The sequence below is a fragment of the Frischella perrara genome, assembly GCF_000807275.1.
Lineage (GTDB): Bacteria > Pseudomonadota > Gammaproteobacteria > Enterobacterales > Orbaceae > Frischella > Frischella perrara.
This window is the reverse complement of record NZ_CP009056.1, coordinates 2,552,647-2,573,892: the sequence shown is the minus strand read 5'-3', so window position 1 is coordinate 2,573,892 and position 21,246 is coordinate 2,552,647. Positions and strand designations below refer to the sequence as shown.

Annotated in this window: 17 protein-coding genes; 5 read left to right on the top strand and 12 right to left on the bottom strand. The window is 37.5% G+C overall.

What is annotated here, in order from left to right:
* Positions 1-17: 17 nt before the first annotated feature.
* Positions 18-560 (bottom strand): SecY-interacting protein, encoded by a 543-nt coding sequence (gene syd / locus FPB0191_RS11125; RefSeq protein ID WP_039106171.1) that lies wholly within the window; start codon positions 558-560, stop codon positions 18-20.
* A 190-nt stretch (positions 561-750) separates the two neighbouring features.
* Between syd and ppnN the strand changes: the two genes are divergently transcribed.
* The 4 genes from ppnN to FPB0191_RS11105 all read left to right on the top strand — a co-directional run bounded on the left by ppnN (position 751) and on the right by FPB0191_RS11105 (position 7,530).
* Positions 751-2,133, top strand: a complete 1,383-nt coding sequence (gene ppnN, locus FPB0191_RS11120; protein WP_039106169.1) for a nucleotide 5'-monophosphate nucleosidase PpnN — start codon at positions 751-753, stop codon at positions 2,131-2,133.
* Positions 2,134-2,389: 256 nt separating this feature from the next.
* On the top strand, positions 2,390-3,013 hold the full coding sequence (locus tag FPB0191_RS11115) for a Fe-Mn family superoxide dismutase (protein ID WP_039107088.1): 624 nt from the start codon (positions 2,390-2,392) through the stop codon (positions 3,011-3,013).
* Positions 3,014-3,378: 365 nt separating this feature from the next.
* Positions 3,379-4,845 carry an OprD family porin gene (locus FPB0191_RS11110; RefSeq protein WP_052236959.1) on the top strand — a complete coding sequence of 489 codons (1,467 nt, stop codon included), beginning with the start codon at positions 3,379-3,381 and terminating at the stop codon, positions 4,843-4,845.
* 12 nt (positions 4,846-4,857) lie between these two features.
* Positions 4,858-7,530 (top strand): beta-N-acetylhexosaminidase, encoded by a 2,673-nt coding sequence (locus FPB0191_RS11105; RefSeq protein ID WP_039106167.1) that lies wholly within the window; start codon positions 4,858-4,860, stop codon positions 7,528-7,530.
* Between the two features lie 110 nt (positions 7,531-7,640).
* Here the strand turns inward: FPB0191_RS11105 and ybeD are convergent, their stop codons facing one another.
* From ybeD to miaB, 6 genes are all read right to left on the bottom strand, one after another.
* Positions 7,641-7,907, bottom strand: coding sequence for a DUF493 family protein YbeD (gene ybeD, locus FPB0191_RS11100; RefSeq protein ID WP_039106165.1), 267 nt, complete (start codon positions 7,905-7,907; stop codon positions 7,641-7,643).
* 122 nt (positions 7,908-8,029) lie between these two features.
* Positions 8,030-9,241 carry a serine hydrolase gene (locus tag FPB0191_RS11095; RefSeq protein WP_039106162.1) on the bottom strand — a complete coding sequence of 404 codons (1,212 nt, stop codon included), beginning with the start codon at positions 9,239-9,241 and terminating at the stop codon, positions 8,030-8,032.
* 35 nt (positions 9,242-9,276) lie between these two features.
* The gene (mrdB, locus tag FPB0191_RS11090; protein WP_039106160.1) at positions 9,277-10,386 is read right to left on the bottom strand and encodes a peptidoglycan glycosyltransferase MrdB; all 1,110 of its coding nucleotides are present in this window, start codon (positions 10,384-10,386) and stop codon (positions 9,277-9,279) included.
* Positions 10,386-12,326, bottom strand: a complete 1,941-nt coding sequence (gene mrdA / locus FPB0191_RS11085; RefSeq protein WP_039106156.1) for a penicillin-binding protein 2 — start codon at positions 12,324-12,326, stop codon at positions 10,386-10,388. Before mrdA ends, mrdB begins: the two co-directional genes overlap by 1 nt.
* A gap of 4 nt (positions 12,327-12,330) precedes the next feature.
* Positions 12,331-13,386 carry a PhoH family protein gene (locus FPB0191_RS11080; RefSeq protein WP_039106154.1) on the bottom strand — a complete coding sequence of 352 codons (1,056 nt, stop codon included), beginning with the start codon at positions 13,384-13,386 and terminating at the stop codon, positions 12,331-12,333.
* Positions 13,387-13,581: 195 nt separating this feature from the next.
* Positions 13,582-15,009 (bottom strand): tRNA (N6-isopentenyl adenosine(37)-C2)-methylthiotransferase MiaB, encoded by a 1,428-nt coding sequence (gene miaB / locus FPB0191_RS11075; RefSeq protein WP_039106152.1) that lies wholly within the window; start codon positions 15,007-15,009, stop codon positions 13,582-13,584.
* Between the two features lie 368 nt (positions 15,010-15,377).
* Between miaB and FPB0191_RS11070 the strand changes: the two genes are divergently transcribed.
* On the top strand, positions 15,378-16,478 hold the full coding sequence (locus tag FPB0191_RS11070) for an SEL1-like repeat protein (protein ID WP_052236958.1): 1,101 nt from the start codon (positions 15,378-15,380) through the stop codon (positions 16,476-16,478).
* Between the two features lie 345 nt (positions 16,479-16,823).
* Here the strand turns inward: FPB0191_RS11070 and flgJ are convergent, their stop codons facing one another.
* The 5 genes from flgJ to FPB0191_RS11045 are packed head-to-tail and all read right to left on the bottom strand — an operon-like array spanning position 16,824 to position 21,246.
* Positions 16,824-17,861, bottom strand: a complete 1,038-nt coding sequence (gene flgJ / locus FPB0191_RS11065; protein ID WP_052236957.1) for a flagellar assembly peptidoglycan hydrolase FlgJ — start codon at positions 17,859-17,861, stop codon at positions 16,824-16,826.
* A 14-nt stretch (positions 17,862-17,875) separates the two neighbouring features.
* The gene (locus tag FPB0191_RS11060; protein WP_039106149.1) at positions 17,876-18,985 is read right to left on the bottom strand and encodes a flagellar basal body P-ring protein FlgI; all 1,110 of its coding nucleotides are present in this window, start codon (positions 18,983-18,985) and stop codon (positions 17,876-17,878) included.
* A 9-nt stretch (positions 18,986-18,994) separates the two neighbouring features.
* Positions 18,995-19,672: a flagellar basal body L-ring protein FlgH gene (locus FPB0191_RS11055; protein ID WP_039106146.1), complete on the bottom strand. Its 678-nt coding sequence runs from the start codon at positions 19,670-19,672 to the stop codon at positions 18,995-18,997.
* A gap of 22 nt (positions 19,673-19,694) precedes the next feature.
* The gene (gene flgG / locus FPB0191_RS11050) at positions 19,695-20,477 is read right to left on the bottom strand and encodes a flagellar basal-body rod protein FlgG (protein WP_039106145.1); all 783 of its coding nucleotides are present in this window, start codon (positions 20,475-20,477) and stop codon (positions 19,695-19,697) included.
* 13 nt (positions 20,478-20,490) lie between these two features.
* Entirely contained in the window at positions 20,491-21,246 is a 756-nt protein-coding gene (locus FPB0191_RS11045; protein ID WP_039106144.1) for a flagellar basal body rod protein FlgF, read from the bottom strand.

Genomic DNA, 21,246 nt, shown 5'->3' with positions numbered 1-21,246 from the left:
TATACGCTTGAAAAATCCTATTGAGCAATAGGTTTTAATTGTGCCAAGAATTCAGCTAAATTATCAGCTAGAATTTGATTTTCATTATCAACAAGTCTTTCCAACATAATGTTACCCGTTTGATTATCGATCGTAATAATTTCAGTATTATCTGATGTTGATGCAATAAATACTGATGGGCGACGTTTGAGTTTTTTTTGCATATTAAGGTGCGCAATCAAGTTTTGCTCTAAACGTGAAAAATCATCATCATTCCAGATCTGAATTAATGTTAGAGTTAAACCATTGAATGTGGCAGCCATATCACCAGCATATTGGGTTTGATAAAAATCATGCGCATCTGGGTGTAGGGTGATGAAAATAACTTGTTCCACAATCGTGAGTGAATGATCTTGAGCCGGTACAGGGCGCCAAAATACCGCTGAATCATGAGTACTGGTTATGCAAGGAGAAGCAATATCATATAGTTCGTAACTTTTAGGATCATGGTGACAGGTGGCTTGCCATTCATCAACATATCGTTGTGTAAAGTCTTTAAGTGCTAGAGATGGTTTAGTCATAATCGTCCTGTTGTTTAAATAATCGCTTTAGTTTTAAGGCTAAATTAGCTATGCTGAATGAATCGATAAACAATATTGTAGCGAAAAATCTCTAGAGTGGAATCAATGCGTAGAAAGTACGCATTTTTGATGAGGCATTTGCTACGTAAGAAGTACCGAGATATAACTTAAAATCAAAGAGAGGTGCGCTGTGATTACCCAAATTAGTCCATTAGGTTCAATGGATCTATTGTCACAAATTGAAGTAGATATGTTAAAGCGTTCTGCGAGCAGTGAACTATATCAACTCTATCGCAATTGCTCGTTGGCTACCCTAAATGCTGGTAGTAAAACTGATAATACTAAACAATTACTAGATCGGTTTTTATCTTTTGAAATAAATGTAATCAGTAAAGAGCGAGGGGTTAAATTAGAATTAGTGGATCCACCTCAGAGTGCTTTTGTTGACGGTAAAATAATTCGTTCAATTCAAGCTAACCTTTTTGCAGTTCTACGCGATATTTTATTTGTTAATAGTCAAATTGCCTCGGTTAAGGGATTATTAACGACGGAACTATTTAATGAGCATAGCACTTTTTATATTACCAATTTAGTCTTTTCAATTTTGCGTAATGCTAATGCGCTTCATGTTGGGGAAGACCCGAATATGGTCGTATGTTGGGGTGGTCATTCCGTTAATGAAACAGAATACTATTATGCTCGACAAGTTGGTATGCAGTTAGGATTGCGAGAATTGAATATCTGCACGGGTTGTGGTCCAGGTATTATGGAAGCGCCAATGAAAGGGGCGGCAGTCGGTCATGCTCAGCAACGTTATAAGGATAGTCGCTTTGTTGGTTTAACAGAACCGTCTATTATCGCAGCAGAACCCCCTAATGCCTTAGTTAATGAATTGATTATTATGCCCGATATTGAAAAACGGCTAGAAGCATTCGTACGCATGGCGCATGGTATTGTCATATTTCCGGGAGGACCGGGGACAGCAGAAGAATTACTGTATATTTTAGGTATACTGCTTGACCCAGCAAATAAAGCTCAAGCATTGCCATTAGTCTTAACGGGACCAAAAGAATGTAGTGATTATTTTCAAGCGATTGATAGTTTTATTCACAATACTTTAGGTGAACAAGCATCAAAACTGTATCAAATTGTTATTGATGATCCAAAAGAAGTGGCACGTATTATGAAAAACGGCATCAAGCAAGTCAAAGCAGCACGTTTAAGCAGTGGTGATGCTTATGGTTTTAACTGGACTTTAAAAATCAACAAAGACTTACAACATCCATTTTTCCCTAGTCATGAAAATATGGCGAAGCTCAATCTTCACAAAGATCAACCCATTGAACAGTTGGCTGCGGATTTACGACGTGCCTTTTCGGGTATTGTGGCTGGCAATGTTAAAGAATTGGGTATGCAGGAAATTGAAAAACATGGTCCTTTTAAATTACAAGGTGATGCACTCATTATGCAACAACTAGATCAACTACTCCGTCGTTTTGTTGACCAAGATCGCATGAAATTACCGGGTGGATCAGCATATAAACCTTGTTATGAAATTTGCTATGACAAGTAACTAAAATCAATAAAAATATACAGTTATCTCATTTGGGATGACTGATTCTTAAAACATTAGCAGGAAACAAGTAAATCCTGCTAATGTTTAATGTCTTAAAAGCTTATCAACTCAGAGAATGAAGTGTTATTAGCTAACCTTTTAATAAACATTAATTATAAAAATAATTGATTGAGAAATGTCAAAAAAAAGGGTAAATTATTTACAAAAGCAATTAAGTGCTAATTTATATAATGATTACAAAGGAGCAATATCAATGCCTTACTCTCTTCCACCGTTACCGTATGCCTATGATGCTTTAGAGCCTTATATTGATTCTGAAACCATGCATTTACATCATGATAAACATCATCAAACTTATGTGAATAACGCGAATGCCGCATTACCAAGTTTACCTACAGAGTTACAAACTTTATCTGCGGAAGAGTTAATTAAGAATTTAGATAAAGTGCCTGCGGATAAACTTACTGCCATTCGTAATAACGTGGGTGGGCATGTAAATCACACATTATTTTGGGAATTACTAAAAGTCGGTACGGAATTAAAAGGTGAATTAAAAGTTGCTATTGAACGTGATTTTGGTTCAGTTGATGCTTTTAAAGAAAAATTTGCTTCAGCAGCAGCAAGTCGATTTGGTTCGGGTTGGGCATGGTTAGTTGTGCAAAATGGTCGTTTAGCGGTTGTATCTACAGCTAACCAAGATAACCCTTCAATGGGAGAGAAATATGCAGCGACGTCAGGTACGCCAATTCTAACATTAGATGTATGGGAACACGCATACTATCTAAAATATCAAAATCGTCGTGTTGATTATATTGGTGCTTTCTGGAATGTCGTGAACTGGGATAAAGTCTCAGAATTATATTCCGCAGCGCAATAAGTTATTTCATTTCTCCTATCTTTATTTTTTGGCAATGACATAACCGTGTCATTGTCGTTTTTATTTATAATTATTTACTTTTCTAATTGCTTTAAAAAACCGTTTCTTTTATTTGAAATTTCCACTAACACATGGTTTTTACCAAATTTTATTTATTTTTGGAGATGAAATAACACTGAGATCTGCATCACTATTTTACATTTTATTTACATTTTTAAGTGATTAAAATCACAAATTAGGATTATTTAATTTGAGCAGTGAAATATGTTAGTTCATTATGTTTCCATAAATATAAAGTTCATATTTTCTTTAATTTTGAATTTATTATATTTTTATTAATCATCGCTTGTTAGGAAATAATGAAAATGAACAACCATAATAGCTATGCCATAATATCGCGAAAGAAACCATCCATTATCAAACATTCAATTGCTATCATTTTAGGAACAACATTATTCTGTGAGACTTTACCTGTATATGCCAACCAATTTTTAGATGATTCCTCTGTTTCAGGAAATATCTTCTTTTGGAATCGAGATCGGGAAAGAAAAAAAATCACTGAAGATTATAATCACACCAGACAGTATCAAGGGTATAAAAAGAATATTCGCCAATCCACTTTTAATGCCAATTTAGATATCAAAACAGGATTTATTGCCGATAAATTAGGTTTTGAATTTGGTGAATATGGGGCATGGGAAGTGAGTAATGGTGGTGATGGTCATCCAAATGAGATCGGTTTCAGTGGTGGAAAAACTCGCTGGGATGAAGATTGGAAAAGGGATGTTAGTGGGTTAAGTACCTATAAAGCATTGATGCATGTAAAAATTGATGATCTATTTTGGCTTAAAGCGGGTTATATTCAGCCGTCAGGTCAAACTTTACTTGCCCCACATTGGAGCTTATTACCCGGTACCTATCGAGGTTTTGAAACCGGAACTACCTTAGATTTCCAAGAGCACGGTGCATTATCCATGTCCTATATGTGGGCTGATAAATATAAGGCACCATGGTATAAGCGTTTATATAATTTCCGTCAATGGGATAATAAAACAGAAATCAGCTATTTACACTCTGCTGGATTTCAATATGATTTTAAAAATAACTTCGTAATTGAAGGCTCATTTGGTCAGGCACATAACTATATGAACCAATATCGAGCTAAAGCATCCTATCAAATAGACGTGTTAAATAATCCTTTATCTATGAGCTATCAATTTTATGGTGCTAAAGATCAAAGTCATAGTGGCTTAGATGTCTATGACGGATTAGCATGGTTACAAGCAGCGACGTTACATTATCAAATGGGACCAGTCGGTTTACGTGCTGAAGGGGTAGTTGTTAAAGCTGCAGGTAATCAAGGTTTCTTCTTACAACGTATGACGCCAAGTTATGCCTCTTCTAATGGACGTTTAGATGTATGGTGGAATTCCCGTTCCGACTTTAATGCTGATGGTGAAAAAGCACTTTTTGCTGAAATTAGTTATGATTTAGGACACTTATCAAACTCTCTATCAGGTTGGCGCACAGCAACATCATATGCTTATGGTTGGGATGCTAAACCAAATGCGTTAGATATCCAAAATGCGACGAATAAACGTAAATACCGTCACCAAAGATTAGCTGAATCAGCTTGGAATTTGGATTTATCTTATACAGTACAAGAAAGTTGGGCTAAAGATAGTTCATTCCAACTTCATTATACCCGTTATAACAATCATTCGAAAAATCCAAGTTGGAGTAATGGTTACGCAAATGTATTCCAAGATGAGCATGACATTAAATTCATCGTTACTTTGCCTTTTACCATATTTAGCCCGAATCAAAAATAGGAAAACAGTGTTATGAATAGTTTAAAAACAACGTTACTCAGTAGTGTTATTACTGCTTTATTGTCCACCGCGATGAGTACAACTGCTGTTGCTTCACAAACCACCGTTGATACGCTTAGCCAACAGTTGAAAGTTAATTATCAAGTAATCGATAACCATGCTGCCAATCATGGCGTGGATTGCTCCAGTTTAGGAGGCGATTGGGGAGCCTGTAATAAAGCGACGATTTCCTTAACCAACGACGGACCAGCTATCACGGATAATAATTGGGCCATTTATTTTAGTAGTATACGAATGATTTTAGCCGTTGAAACGGATCAGTTTACGATTACTCATTTAACCGGTGATTTACATAAAATTGAACCCACTGAAAAATTCACCGCTTTCCCAGAAAAAGGAACGATTGAGATTCCAATCATTGGCGAATATTGGCAATTAAGCGAATCGGATGTTATTCCACGTTGGTATGTGACATCAGAGGGAGCTAAACCGAAAGTAATTAATAATACCAATACCGAAACATTGAGTGATTTTGTCTCACCGATTGGGCAACAATGGCAACGTACGCCTGATGACCATAATGTTCTGATGACACCGGTAACACGTTTTGAACGTAATGCAGATGTTCAAAAGCTATCAGCATCAACATTACGTGGGCAAATTATACCGACACCAACCCATATTACGGTTGGAAAAACAAATATTACCCTTGATAAAACCGGTGTTAATTTGCAATTAAAGTCGCTTAATAAAGCTAGCCAAGCGGTACTATCTAAGCAATTCCAACAATTAGGTGTTAAATTAAGCGACAAAGGTTACAAAATCCAAGCAAGTATTGATCCGACACAATTTGAAAATACGGTATCAGGTGCTTATTTACTTAATATTAGCGATAAGCAAGCGACCATTACTGCTTATGATGAAAGTGGTATTTTTTATGCTGTAGAATCAATTTTATCACTTATTCCAGCAGGCGAAAAACCAACGATCACAACTGCTGAAATTAATGATGCACCACGTTTTGATTATCGCGGTATCATGCTTGATACCGGACGTAACTTTAAAAGCAAACAAGCTGTTTTAAAGCTTTTAGATCAAATGTCTCATTACAAACTTAATAAATTCCATTTCCATTTAAGTGATGACGAAGGTTGGCGAATTGAGATCCCAGATCTACCAGAATTAACATCAGTAGGTGGTCAACGTTGTCATGATTTAAGCGAACAATCTTGTTTATTACCGCAACTTGGTTCTGGACCAGATAGTGATAACTTAGGTAGTGGCTATTTTAGTCGTGATGACTATATCGAGATCGTTAAATATGCAAAAGATCGGTTTATAGAAGTGATTCCTGAAATTGATATGCCAGCTCATGCGCGCGCAGCAATTATTGCGATGGAAGCACGTTATAATCGGTTGATGGCAGAAGGTAAAACAGAACAAGCCAATGAATTTCGCTTAGTTGATCCAACTGATACATCTAATACCACCACCGTTCAATTTTATGATCGCAGAAGTTATCTTAATCCGTGCTTAGATTCATCAAAGCGCTTTGTCGATAAAATCATTACCGAAATTGCCAAGATGCATAGTGAAGCAGGTCAACCTATTGCTGTATGGCATTTTGGTGGTGATGAAGCAAAAAATATCCGTTTAGGTAATGGCTATCAAGATATCAATGCTGAAGAAAAAGTAACGTGGAAAGGTACAATAGATCAAAGTAAAGAAGATCATCCTTGGGCTAAATCACAGGCTTGTCAGGCCTTAGTTGCTCAAGGTACTGTACATGATATTGAACATTTACCTAGCTATTTCGCCATCGAGGTTAGTAAAATCATCAAAGATCACGGTATTAACAATATGCAAGCATGGCAAGATGGCGTGAAGTATGCTGAAAATGCCCAATCTTTTGCTGTTGATCAAGTGAGGTTAAATTTCTGGGATACGCTTTATTGGGGTGGTTTTGATTCGGCCAATGACTGGGCAAACAAAGGTTATCAGGTCATTATATCTAACCCTGATTACGTTTATTTTGACTTCCCATATGAAATAAATCCGAAAGAGCATGGTTATTATTGGGCAACCCGCTTTAATGATGAACGTAAGATCTTTAGTTTTGCCCCGAACAATTTACCGCAGAATGCTGAAACATCAAAAGATCGTGATGGTAATGTGTTTAATGCAAAAGGAACAAAGGATTGGCCGGGAAGCTATGGTTTATCGGCACAATTATGGAGTGAAATCGTACGTACAGATAAGCAAATGGAATATATGATGTATCCAAGGTTATTGGCTGTTGCAGAGCGTGCTTGGCATCAATCTGACTGGGAAACACCATATGTGAAAGACCGTGAATATAAGCTAGGCGAAACACAATATGTCGATCAAACAACGTTATTAAATGATTGGACACGTTTTGCTAATCTAATTGGACAACGTGAGTTAGCCAAACTTGATTTAGCTGGAATTAATTATCGTTTACCGATTCCGGGTGCGAAATGGGTGGATGGTAAATTGCACGCTAACATTGCTTTTCCTGGCTTAACAATTGAATATTCCCTAGACAAAGGCAAAACATGGTTAACTTATAGCCAAGACGTAACGGTCAATCAGCAAGATCAAGTCATGGTACGCAGTCGTGCTGCCGATGGTAAACGAACCAGTCGTGCCGAAATAGTAGAATAACAAAAGGTAAAAGTAGAATAACGAAAGGTAAAATACCTTCGGAATAAAAAAACCAGCATAAAGCTGGTTTTTTTATGAAGTTAATAGGATGTGATTAAATCACGCAATTATTATAACACCATTCTAACAATATCGATATCACCTAATTCTTTATAAAGGCTTTCCACTTGCTCGATATGTGTTGCATTAATTGTAACCGATACAGAGTGATAATTACCTTTACTGCTTGGTTTAATTGATGGTGTATAATCACCCGGTGCATGACGTTGAATAACAGTAATTACTTTATCAACCAGCTCTGGTTTGGCTTCCCCCATTACTTTATAAGTAAATGAGCAAGGAAATTCAAGTAATTCATTGAGTTTGGTTGGTTGCATAATATTCTCTTAAGTTATCATTAAATTCATTAATTATATGGTGTTCAATTTTTATTTATCAACTAATATTTTATGATAAAAATTTGGCGCGGATTATACCGCCCCAAATTATGATAATAAAATTAAAAAATATCGCCAAACCATTGATTAAATTTCAATTTAATATAATCAAGAATACTTCCAAAGAAACCGGTTTCTTCTACTTTTTCAAGCGTCACTAATGGTTTTTCCGCTACAACTTGATTATTCAAAATAAATTGCATAGTACCAACTTTAACACCTTGTTCAATTGGTGCTGAAATATAGTCGGAATCCATTTTATATTCAATCTGCAAATTCGCTGCTTGTCCTTTGGGTACTGTTACATAGACATCATTAAGTGATCCTAGGTTAACCGTGTTACTGTCACCGTACCAGATTTTAGCATTCATTTTTGGTAGATTTGCCACGACAGGATTGACCGTTTCGAATGAACGGAATCCCCAAATTAACAGTTGTTTACTTTTTGATTCACGTTCTTTTTCGGTCTTCGCGCCCATCACTACCGAAATTAATCGTGTATTTCCATCGACAGCGGAAGCAACTAGATTATAACCAGCGTTATTGGTATGGCCGGTTTTAATTCCATCAACACTCAAAGTCGTATCCCATAATAAACCATTACGATTTAATTGTGGTTTACTTAAGTTGTATTTAAACTCTTTTTGCTTATAGATGGCATATTCATTTGGAAGATTGTTAATTAACGCTTTTCCTAAAAATGCCATATCGTGAGCAGTGGTATACTGATCATCAGCATCTAGACCATGAACAGTTTGGAAATGAGTATCCGCTAAGCCTAATTGATTGGCATAATTATTCATTAAACTCACAAATGAACTTTGGCTGCCAGCAACATGTTCAGCCATTGCAATACAAGCATCATTACCAGACTGAATAATAATACCTTTATTTAGATTCTCTACTGAAACTTGTTTACCCACTTCAAGGAACATTAATGATGAACCTTTTAACTTCGGATTTCCTGTTGCCCAAGCATCTTTACTAATGACGACCATATCAGAGTTATTGATACGACCTGATTTTATTGCTTCACCAATTACATAACTGGTCATCATTTTGGTTAAACTAGCCGGATCACGTCGTTGATCGGCGTTATATTGAGTTAATATTTCACCTGATTTTGCGTCGATAAGAATATAAGCACCTACGTTTTCAAGTTTTGGTGCATCAGGAATAGGAAAATTGATATCTGCATGCGCACAGCCATAAGCTGATAATATCAAAATGGTTAAAGATCGTTTAACATGTTTTAGAAAATGTTGTTTCTTCATTATATAAATCCGACAGTGATGAAAAATTCAAAAAGTTATATGTTCTTAGATAACATATATCGATGAGTATGGATTGACATAATAATGCCAAAACTGGCCATTAAAACGACCAAAGATGAACCACCATAACTAATTAAAGGTAATGGTACACCAACCACCGGTAAGATACCACTCACCATACCGATGTTAATAAATACATATACAAAAAATACTAATACAAACCCACCGGCTAAAATACGACCAAAAGTCGTTTGAGCCTGCCCAGCAATCATTAATCCACGAATGATTAAACATAAAAAGAGCGTTAATAATATGACCGCACCGATAAAACCAAGTTCTTCTGCAATCACTGAGAAAATAAAATCGGTATGCCGTTCAGGAATGAACTCCAATTGTGATTGAGTTCCTTGTAACCAGCCTTTCCCCCACATACCACCTGAGCCAATCGCCGTTTTCGATTGTAAAATGTGATACCCTTTACCCAAAGGATCGCGTTCTGGATAAATAAGAGTTAATACGCGTTCGCGTTGATAATCATGCATTAGATACAACCACATCACCGGAATAAAGGCAGCGATTGCACCTACCGCAGCAATAATATATTTCCAGCCAATTCCGGCTAAGAAGATAATAAAAATCCCTGACATCGCAACTAAAATTGATGTCCCTAGATCGGGTTGCATCGCAACGAGTAATGTTGGAATAGCAATAATGGCAAAGGTTTGTAATATTGTCATAAATGGCGGAGGACAACCTTCACGATTAATAAATTTGGCCACCATCAATGGTACTGCAATTTTGGCAATTTCCGAGGGTTGAAAGCGAATAAAACCCAAATTTAACCAGCGCTGAGCACCTTTGCTAGTATGTCCAAAAATATCCACAGACAGTAAAACCAGAATACAAGCAGCATAAAGATAAGGGGCTAGCTTCTCATAAAACCGTGGCGGAAATTGGGCAAAGGTGATCATGACGGCTAAACCTAACATAATTTGCATAATTTTGCGCTGTGTCATCGCAACATCTTGGCCACTCGCACTCCAAATTACATAAACACTATACCCTAATAACAAGAGAGTGAATAATAGCAATAATGGGTCAAGATGTAATTTTGTCCAAATCGGCAATTTTTTACGATCTATCATTAATCATCCCGCCTTATTGATGAATCTGTAGTTTCTAAATTGGTACTTTCAATACCTAATAAATAATAATCTAAAATGTGTTTAGCCACCGCACCACCATTAGTACTTCCACCGCCACCATTTTCTAACACAATCGCTAATACAATTTTTGGTTTATCAAACGGGGCATAAGCAATGAATAACGCATGGTCACGTAAATGCTCTGGAATGCTATCGGCATTATAGATTTCATCATTTTTTAAACCATATACTTGTGCCGTACCTGATTTACCGGCTGCTTTATATTGTGCATCGGCATAGACCTTACGCGCGGTCCCACGTGAACCAAACATCACTCGATACATACCTTGTTTAGCTATTTGCCAGTTACTTTTACTGATTAAATTAACTAATGATGAATCTTCAACAGGTAGCGGTTTATTTTGTTTCGGTAAGGCTGTATCTAGCACATCGGATTTTTTCTTCAATAATAGATGAGGTGTATACACAACGCCTTCATTCACTAAAATTGTTAGGGCTTTGGCCATCTGTAACGGTGTTGCTGTCCAGTATCCTTGCCCAATACCGACAGGAATCGTATCGCCTTGTAACCAGCTTTGCTTATAACGACTTTTTTTCCAGTCACGATTTGGTAATACTGCTCTGGTTTCCTCATTTGGTGACAGATCGATACCACTTCGTTCACCATAACCAAATTTTTTCATCCAATAATTAATACGATCAATACCTAAATCATAAGCAACTTGATAATAAAAGGTATCAACCGACTCCTCAATGGATTTAGTGGTATCCACTTTACCATGTCCCCAACGCATCCAATCTCTAAAGCGTTTAGTTGTGCCGGGTAATTGCCAGTAACCCGGATCATACACAACTGTTTTAGGTGTGATAACACCTTCACTTAGCGCAGAAACGGCTAAAAATGGTTTTACCGTTGATGCAGGAGGATAAGAGCCTAACATGGTACGATTAAAGAGTGGTTTTTTCGGATCATTAAGCAGCTCTTTATATTTAGTTGAAGAAATACCATCAACAAACAAATTAGGATCATAACTAGGACTTGATACTAATGCCAATACTTCACCATTATTGGGATCTAAAGCCACCACGGCAGCACGTCGACCTTCCAATAGCTTTTGAATATAAAGTTGTAATTTCAGATCGATAGTTAAATAGACATCTTCGCCGGCTTCAGGATCATGATGATTAAGTAGGCGTACGATTCTACCACGATTATTAACTTCAACCTCTTCATAACCCGGTTGACCATGTAATAGATCTTCATAGAATCGCTCAATCCCAATTTTACCGATATTATTTGTACCGACATATTCAGTAATTTTATTCTGTTCTTCCAAGCGGATCTTATCTTGACCATTTATTTTTGAAACATAACCTAAAACATGGGTAAGAGCAGAACCGTAAGGATAGTAACGATGCTGTGTGCCAGTAATATTCACATAAGGATAAAGGTGTTGATTCACCACAAAGTGGGCAATTTCTTCTTGAGTTAGATTATATTTCAAAGGTACCGCACGATGAGATTTATAATTTAAGCGTTCTTTTTGAAAATTCTCAATATCCTCATCGGTTAAATTAACAATAGACTTAAGCTGTTCCAGTTGTTCATTAAGATTGCGAATCTTATCAGGAATAATATTCAGCTGATAAATCGTATTATTGGTAGCTAACGCAACGCCGTTCCGATCATAGATAATTCCACGGTTAGGTGGAATTGGTATGATTTCAATACGGTTATTATTTGATTTAGTATTGTAATAGCCATAACTAAAAATTTGTAAATGCGCTAATTTACTTAACAAAACAATTACCATAACAATGATAACCGCAAAAGCAATCAAAGCGCGTCGCAGAAATAGATTGGTTTCGGCACTATGGTCACGGAATTTCGTTTGTTTATGGGAATTATTCTGTTGTATGGTACTACTCCTTATTATTAAGCTTATCTAATTCACGCTGACGACGTCTTTCTGCTAATCTAAATTGTTCTTGAGTATCCCATTGTTCATAAGCATTAATAATACTTGCAACAACTGGATGACGTACGACGTCCTCACTATGGAAGAAATTAAGGCTAATCTCATCAAGATTACTTAATACTTCAATGGCATGTTTCAACCCAGATGTTTGATTACGCGGTAAATCAATTTGAGTCACATCACCGGTCACAACCGCTTTAGAATTAAAACCAATACGGGTTAAGAACATTTTCATTTGTTCTATGGTCGTATTCTGACTTTCATCAAGAATAATAAAGGCATCATTAAGCGTACGTCCGCGCATATACGCAAGCGGGGCAACTTCAATTATATTTTTCTCAATCAGTTTTTCGACGCGTTCAAATCCAAGCATTTCGAATAAAGCATCATAAAGTGGTCTTAAATAAGGATCGACTTTTTGGCTTAAATCACCGGGTAGAAAGCCCAGTTTTTCACCTGCTTCAACCGCTGGTCGGGTAAGTAAGATACGGCGAACATATTGTTTTTCTAAAGCATCAACGGCAGTCGCAACGGCTAAAAATGTTTTACCTGTACCAGCCGGTCCAATACCAAAGGTAATATCATGTTCGAAAATATTATTAATATATTTTGCCTGATTGGGTGTGCGAGGTTTAATTACGCCTGATTTAGTTTTAATCGACACTAATTTGCCATTATTTTGCAATGAGTTAATTAACAGATTCTCCTTTGATTCAGTTAAGATGCCACTTTCGATAATTGCTAAATGTACCTGTTCAGGTTTGACATCAATAACGTAATTAACGTAAAGTGTTTGTTCATATAGTGATTGAAGAATTGATTGACATGCCTCAACATTCGCTTCATCGCCGATCACAACAAATCCATTATCACGTTGATTAATTTCGACCCCTAATCGATTTTCGATTTGTTTAAGATTATCGTTATGGGGACCACATAAGCTAATTAACCTTTGGTTATTAGCCGGTTCTAGTTTTACTTCACGTTGAATAATGTTCAAGAAATCACCTTTTGGGGTTAGCTAAAATTTGATTAGACCCAGCCTAATCACCTGTAACGGGATATTAATTACAGACCGATATCCCGTTAATATACCAAACAGATTTACTTCTATTTTATCATTAACCCATTGAATTAATGATAAAATCAACAATCTCAGAAAAATACTATGATCCGACTACCTAATTCATCCTATTTAGGGATGATACATACCAACGCCGAGCGCATCTTCTTTTTGGGTACGCGCAATAATTGCATTTGGTGATTCATTAACGCGCAATGTCATTTCATCTTCTGTACGAATAACCTTACCACGTAATGAATTTGGATAAACATCTGTAATTTCAACATCAACAAATTTACCAATCATATCGGTATTGCCTTCAAAATTAACAATCCGATTATTCTCTGTGCGTCCTGTAAATTCCAACATGTCTTTTTTCGATGTACCTTCTACGAGCACACGTTGAATTGTTCCCAACATTTGACGGCTAAATTGCATTGCTTGTTGATTAATTCTCTCTTGTAGAATGTAAAGTCGTTGTTTTTTCTCTTCTTCGGAAACGGTATCTTCCATATCGGCAGCCGGTGTGCCTGGGCGAGCAGAATAAATAAAGCTATAACTTAAATCGAAATTAACATCAGCAATAAGTTTCATAGTCTGTTCAAAGTCTTCTTGTGTTTCACCAGGGAAACCAACAATGAAGTCAGAACTAATTTGAATATCAGGACGCGTTTTTCGTAGTTTACGAATGATTGACTTATATTCTAAAGCGGTATGAGTTCGCTTCATTAAATTCAAAATACGATCGGAGCCGCTTTGTACCGGTAAATGTAAAAAACTCACCAATTCAGGGGTATCACGATAGACATCAATAATATCATCAGTAAATTCAATTGGATGGCTAGTCGTAAAACGAATGCGATCGATACCATCAATCGCAGCAACTAAACGTAATAGTTCAGCGAAAGTACAAATATTACCATCAAAAGTTGCGCCACGATAAGCATTCACATTTTGCCCTAAGAGATTCACTTCGCGTACGCCTTGAGCGGCTAGTTGCGCAATTTCATAAATTACATCATCACAAGGTCGGCTGACTTCTTCACCACGGGTATAAGGTACAACACAGTAAGTACAGTATTTATTGCAACCTTCCATAATTGACACAAATGCAGTCGGTCCTTCACTTCGTGGTTCCGGAAGCCGATCAAATTTCTCAATTTCAGGGAAACTGACATCAACCACGTGAGCATTTTCCTGATTACTGACTTGGTTAATCATTTCGGGTAAACGGTGAAATGTCTGTGGACCAAAAATAATATCAACAAACGGTGCCCGTTTACGGATATGTTCACCCTCTTGAGACGCAACACAACCACCCACGCCAATAATCACATTAGGATTGTGTTTTTTAAGATTTTTCCAACGCCCTAATTGATGGAACACTTTTTCCTGTGCTTTCTCTCGAATTGAACAGGTATTAAGTAATAATATGTCGGCTTCTTCAGCATTTTCGGTTAGGGTTAACCCATGGGTCGATTCAAGTAGATCTGCCATTTTTGAAGAGTCATACTCATTCATCTGGCAACCCCAAGTTTTGATATGTAATTTCTTGCTCATCAATTGCTCAACTATTTTTAATTGTTGTTAAAATGAAAACGGTTATAAATCCGCGATTTTAGCGCGTCATATTGTAATGCTTTGTTAATATTGAATCCAGTTAAAAAATCTATATTGTTTTGCTAAAAATAAGTTAATCAGCGCATAACATGCTCCAATTATTTTCATATCAAATCACTAAAATATTATCTATTATGCTTGAATAAGTACCGTTTTGTTAAGGGGATATTTCTATCGGAACAAGATATAGTTTAAATAGATTAATTCTTGTTAAATGAAAGCTGTTATTGATATCAACATTTCGTTATAATTACGGTAATAATTATATTAAAAATACCTTTTCGAGTTTACAAGATCAGGAACATTGAATGAATCAGTTACGATTTTTCATAATTATATTGTCTATACCGTTATTTATAAATACAGCGTTAGCACAATCGGACGCTACAATAGACAATCCTTCCAAGCCATCAGAGGTTACGATCTTAGATCCGTCATCCTTAATCGAATCACTACGCACAGCAGCTGAAAAAGGGGAGGCTGATGCCCAATACTCGTTAGGGAACATTTATCAACAAGGTTTAGGTGTTGATGTTAGCTATATCAAAGCAGCTTTCTGGTACAAAAAGGCAGCCGATCAAGGATTAGCTAAAGCACAAAATAACCTAGCCAATCTTTATTTAGATGGATTGGGTTTTAAACAGGATCCTGAAAAAGCGGTTGAATATTATAAAAAAGCAGCTGATCAAAATTTTGCCTTAGCACAATTCAATTTAGGCTTAGCCTATAAAAATGGCTTGGGAATAAAAAAAGATATTACTCAAGCCATCAACTATTTTATCAAAGCTGGCGATCAAGGTGTATCTGACGGTTATCTTAATCTTGGATTAATGTATTATTTAGGTGATGGAGTCCAACTAAATAGGTCCACGGCGGCGGATTGGTTCAGTAAAGCTGCAAAAGATAAAAACAATGAAGCTGATTATTATTTAGGTATGATGTCAGAAAAAGGTGACGGCATAACACAAGATTACAACGCAGCGATTTTCTTTTATACCGAAGCAGCAGAAAATGGTCATATTAATGCGATGTATAATCTAGGTATTATGTATGCTATGGGAATCGGTACAAACCCCAATAGCTCGCAAGCCGCTTATTGGTTTGAAAAGGCCGCAGAAGCGGGTAATGTCGAAGCACAATATAATATTGGTGTGATGTATGACATAGGTGGTGGCGTGGAACGTAATGCCGAGACTGCCGTTAAATGGTACATAAAAGCGGCAGAACAAGGCAGTGTTGATGCTCAATATAATCTAGCTGTCAAATATTTAGACGGGGATGGCATTACCCAAAATAAAGGGCGCGCCATCTACTGGTTTACCAAAGCAGCCGATCAAGGTGATGAAGATGCTAAAAATAATCTAGCACAAATCCTAAAAGATGATGAGTATAGCGAAACCGTTAAGTAACTATACTTCAAGAAATATAAGTAACCCATTGCTTATATTTCTTTATCAGCCATTTTTCACTTACTCGCAATTAGGTTGATTAACTGGCGACGCATTTATCTGGTATTTTCTATTGAATTGAATCGCCATCTTAACCGCTCACATTTAAACGATATTAATGATGATAAATAATAGCCATAGTGTTGCTATTTTCTAAGTAGCGTTAAGCTTGTGATCACGCAATGCCTCAGATAATATGTTTCCATACTGATATCACAGTTGAAAAAAAGCCACGTTACCATAGAAATTGAAAGCAAATAGCCGATATTCAAAGGCTAATTTTATTACCAATGCTAAAAGCTAATGCTAAAAACTGATTCTATTAAACCCTTTGACATTTTTGATACTTATTGACTTAGTAATAGAATCAATTTGATCGATAAGTTGTATCAGTTTACTGCCATAATTGGGATCCGTTGCATAGTTGGCTTGTTGTAAGGCTTGAGCCGCCGCTTTGGCAGTTGGCGCTTGACGGATAACTTTATAGCGTGGATTTTGCGTTATTAATCGAGTGTAATCATTAATGGCTTGATGATGATTATCATATACCCGAAAACGATGTTTTTTAGTCACTTTTTTATTATTGACATATTCGGTTGTTGTGATTTCAGTTGTTTTACCTTGCCATGTGTTACCGGCTTTAATCGCAAAATAGTTATAACTCGGCTGACCATCCGTTGTGGTGATTTGCCTTTTACCCCAGCCCGTTTCTAAAGCAGCTTGCGCAATGATAATTTGATAAGGAATACCCGTTTGTTTCGCTGCCAGTTGGGCTGGATTTAACCACTGATTAACGAATTGCGTAATATGATCCTCTTTACTATCTGATTTTTGTTGGCTAGCCGTCGGATTATGTACTTTAGCTTGTATCGCTGAATTGTTAACTTGGTTTTGATATAAGACCTGACCCAATGCTTTTGGTGTATGGGTTGCTGAATCGGTAAATAATGATTGCGCCAGTGAGTTTGTCATAGATGATTGAGCGACTTGAGTTTGATTAACATCAGTATTGGATTTTACCTGTTCAGTTGACATTGATGTTCTTGATAACTGCTTAGTCAACATATCAGCTAAACCAAAGCCTTTACCCGCTGCATCTTGAGCAATTTGCTGATCAAACATTGACGTAAATAATTGGCTTGCTGAACTGCTGAATAATCCTCCTTCAGGCACAGCCTTTCGCATGCTTTGCATCATCATATTAATAAATAACGTTTCAAACTGTTGTGCTACTTGTCGAATTGATTCGGGAGAACCATTAACAGCTTGCTGTTTTAATTGGCTAAAACCCGATACATCAAATGCTAAACGATGGTAAGATTGACCTATATTGTTATTTATCATGATGTTAATTTTAGTTAAATGGTTTCCAAGCTAGCATGTAAACAGCCAACCGTTTTTAATGCTTCCAAGATTGACATTAATTGATCGGGCGTTGCCCCTAACACATTAAGTGCATTCACCACTTGGTTTAAGTTAGCGCTAGAAGGTACATTAAGTAACGATCCCGGTTCTTGGTGAATTGCAACTTGGGTTTCTGGAACCACGACAGTACTGCCCTCGGTCAATGGGGTTGTTGGCTGGCTTACTTTTAATTGATTATTTACGACAATAGATAGATTGCCATGCGCTACGGCACAATTATCCAATGTAACATTTTGATTCATGACAACAACACCCGTGCGCGTATTTATGACCACTTTCGCACTAACGGGCGTTTTACCAACTGGCAAATCTTGAATATGAGCGAGAAATTTGATCCGTTCATTCGTCTCGGTAGGCATATTCACCGCGACGGTACTACCGTCCAAAGCCATAGCGGAGTTTTTGCGCCATCGATTAATTGTATCCGAGATTTTTAAGGCTCGGGTAAAATCAAATTGATTAAGGTGTAAATGGACAACGTTTTGCTTATCAAACTGATTATTTAATTCGCGCTCAATTGTCGCTCCTTTCGGAATAGTTGCTCCCGCTTGTTGATTAACACTGATACTACTACCTTGAGAAGTAGCACTTACGCCACCAACAAATAAATTTCCTTGCGCGATGGCATAAACTTGATTATCTGCGCCTTTTAGCGGAGTCATAATTAATGTACCACCTCGTAGGCTTTTAGCATTACCCAAAGATGAAACCACGACATCCATTTGCTGCCCAATATGGGGGAAGGGTGGTAATTTGGCTGTCACCATTACCGCTGCAACATTTTTTAATTGCATATTACTACCGGTAGGTACGGTAATACCAAGCTGTGACAACATATTAGTAATACTTTGAATCGTAAAAGGAGTTTGGGAGGTTTGGTCACCGGTACCATCTAATCCAACAACAATACCATAACCAACGAGGGCATTTTCTCGCACCCCTTGAATACTGACTAAATCGCGAATGCGCTCAGCATAACAATGAGTGACCGTTGTTAACATAATCAAAATAGTACAAAACAATAAACGCAGATTTTTAAACATAATCATTTTTTAAAAAGGTGAAAGGTTCAAGAATAAACGCTGCAACCAACCCATTGTTTGCGCTTCATCAATATAACCATTGCCGACATATTCAATACGAGCATCAGCAACTTGGGTTGAAATAACGGTATTATTACCACTGATCGTTCTCGGATTAACGACGCCAGAAAAGCGGATAAATTCAGTACCTTGGTTAATAGCGATTTGCTTTTCACCAACCACTTTCAAATTACCGTTAATCATCACATCTTGCACAGTGACCGTAATCGTTCCGCTAAACGTATTTTTGGCGTTAGCTCCCCCGGATCCTTTAAAGTCGGTACCGCCAGAGAGATCGGTATCCACTTTACCACGCCCCAAAGCACCATCAAGAAAAGATGGAATCGCTTTTACGCCAATATTTGCCGAACCATTACGCCCCGCACTGATCGATGAACTTTTGCTCGCACTGACATTCTCTTGTAATACAATGGTCAATACATCACCAATATGACGCGGTCGACGATCCTCAAACATGGGTTGATAACCGTAGCTGCTCGGTTGGGCAGCTTGGTAAATTGAACCACTATTGTTGGTAATATCTGGCATTTGTGGTGACACGCTCGTTTCACCTTCTACTAACGGTTTTTTGGGTAGTTGAGCGCAACTGGCTAAGAACAAAATGCACACAAGACAAAAATATTTCATCACATCGACCACACCCTTAATATTAAAGTTGATTCAACCGTTGTAACATTTGGTCAGAAGCAGATATCGCTTTACTGTTAATTTCATAAGCACGTTGTACTTGAATCATATTCACTAACTCTTCTGCCACATTCACGTTAGAGGTTTCGGTATAACCTTGATATAACAAACCGGCACCATTCAAACCGGGAGTATTTTCTGTAGGAGCACCCGAACTCTCCGTTTCCAGATAAAGATTCTCACCAACGCTTTCCAGTCCAGAATCATTAATAAAAGTATGCAGCGTTAATTGACCCACTTGCACTTGATTTGATTGGTTAGCTAGCGTGACATTAACGATACCGTCACGCGATACCGTCATTTTGGTCGCATTGGTAGGAATATTAATAGTAGGTTGAATTTCATAGCCATTAGCTGTAACCAATTGCCCATTTTGATTAACCTGAAAAGCACCACTACGCGTATAAGCTTGGGTACCATCGGGAAGTAAGATCTGGAAAAATCCCTGCCCATTAATAGCAATATCGCTACTGTTATCCGTTAATTCCAAATTACCTTGGCTATGAATACGTTCAGTTGCAACCGGCCGTACCCCAGTACCAATCTGTAGTCCAGAAGGTAGGGTTGTTTGCTCTGATGATTGAGCACCGGGTTGGCGCATAGTCTGATAGAGCAAATCTTCAAAAACAGCGCGTTGTCGTTTAAAGCCAGTTGTACTGACATTAGCCAAGTTATTGGAAATAATATCCATATTCATCTGCTGTGCAGATAACCCGGTTTTGGCAATCCATAGTGATTTAATCATTTGTCGATCCTACTTAAGTTAATGATAAGATTTGATTAGCTTTTTGGGCATTTTCATCCGCGGTCATTATCCCTTTCATTTGCATTTCGAATTTACGGGAATGGCTAATTAAATCAACCATTGCCGATACCGGATTAACATTGCTACCCTCTAAAACGCCTGACATTAATTTAATATTAGGATTATCTGGCAAATTGGCACCGCGCAGATTTTTAGTCGTCTCGGTTGAATGGAAGAAACCATCATCACCGCGAACTATCTCATTGGGTAGTAACTGCACACGTTTGATTTTTCCTACTTGGGCAATGGTCGTTGGATCATCGCCGGCACCTAATGATGAAAGTGTCCCATCAGTACTAATGCTGACATTAGCGTGAAGGGGGATGGTAAGTACGCCACTGTCACCTAATAACGGGTAGCCTTCAATGGTGAGGGTGCCATTTTCATCTACAACAATATTACCGTTACGGGTGTAGGCCTCACTACCATCAGGTAATTGGATCGCTAACCAATGATCTTCCATTAAGGCAACATCAAGTTCACGACCAGTATAATTGAGTGCGCCCATTGAGGAATCAAACAACGGTGTCGTTGTGGTGACTAAGGTACGTGTGGTCATGCTATTACCTTGAATCGGCACCGCTTTCATCGTTGCAAGTTGTGCTCGAAATCCCGTCGTTGAAACATTCGCTAAATTATGACTGGTAATGGCTTGTTGATTAAGCGCCTGACTAGCAGCAGACATAGCTGTATAAATAACGCGATCCAT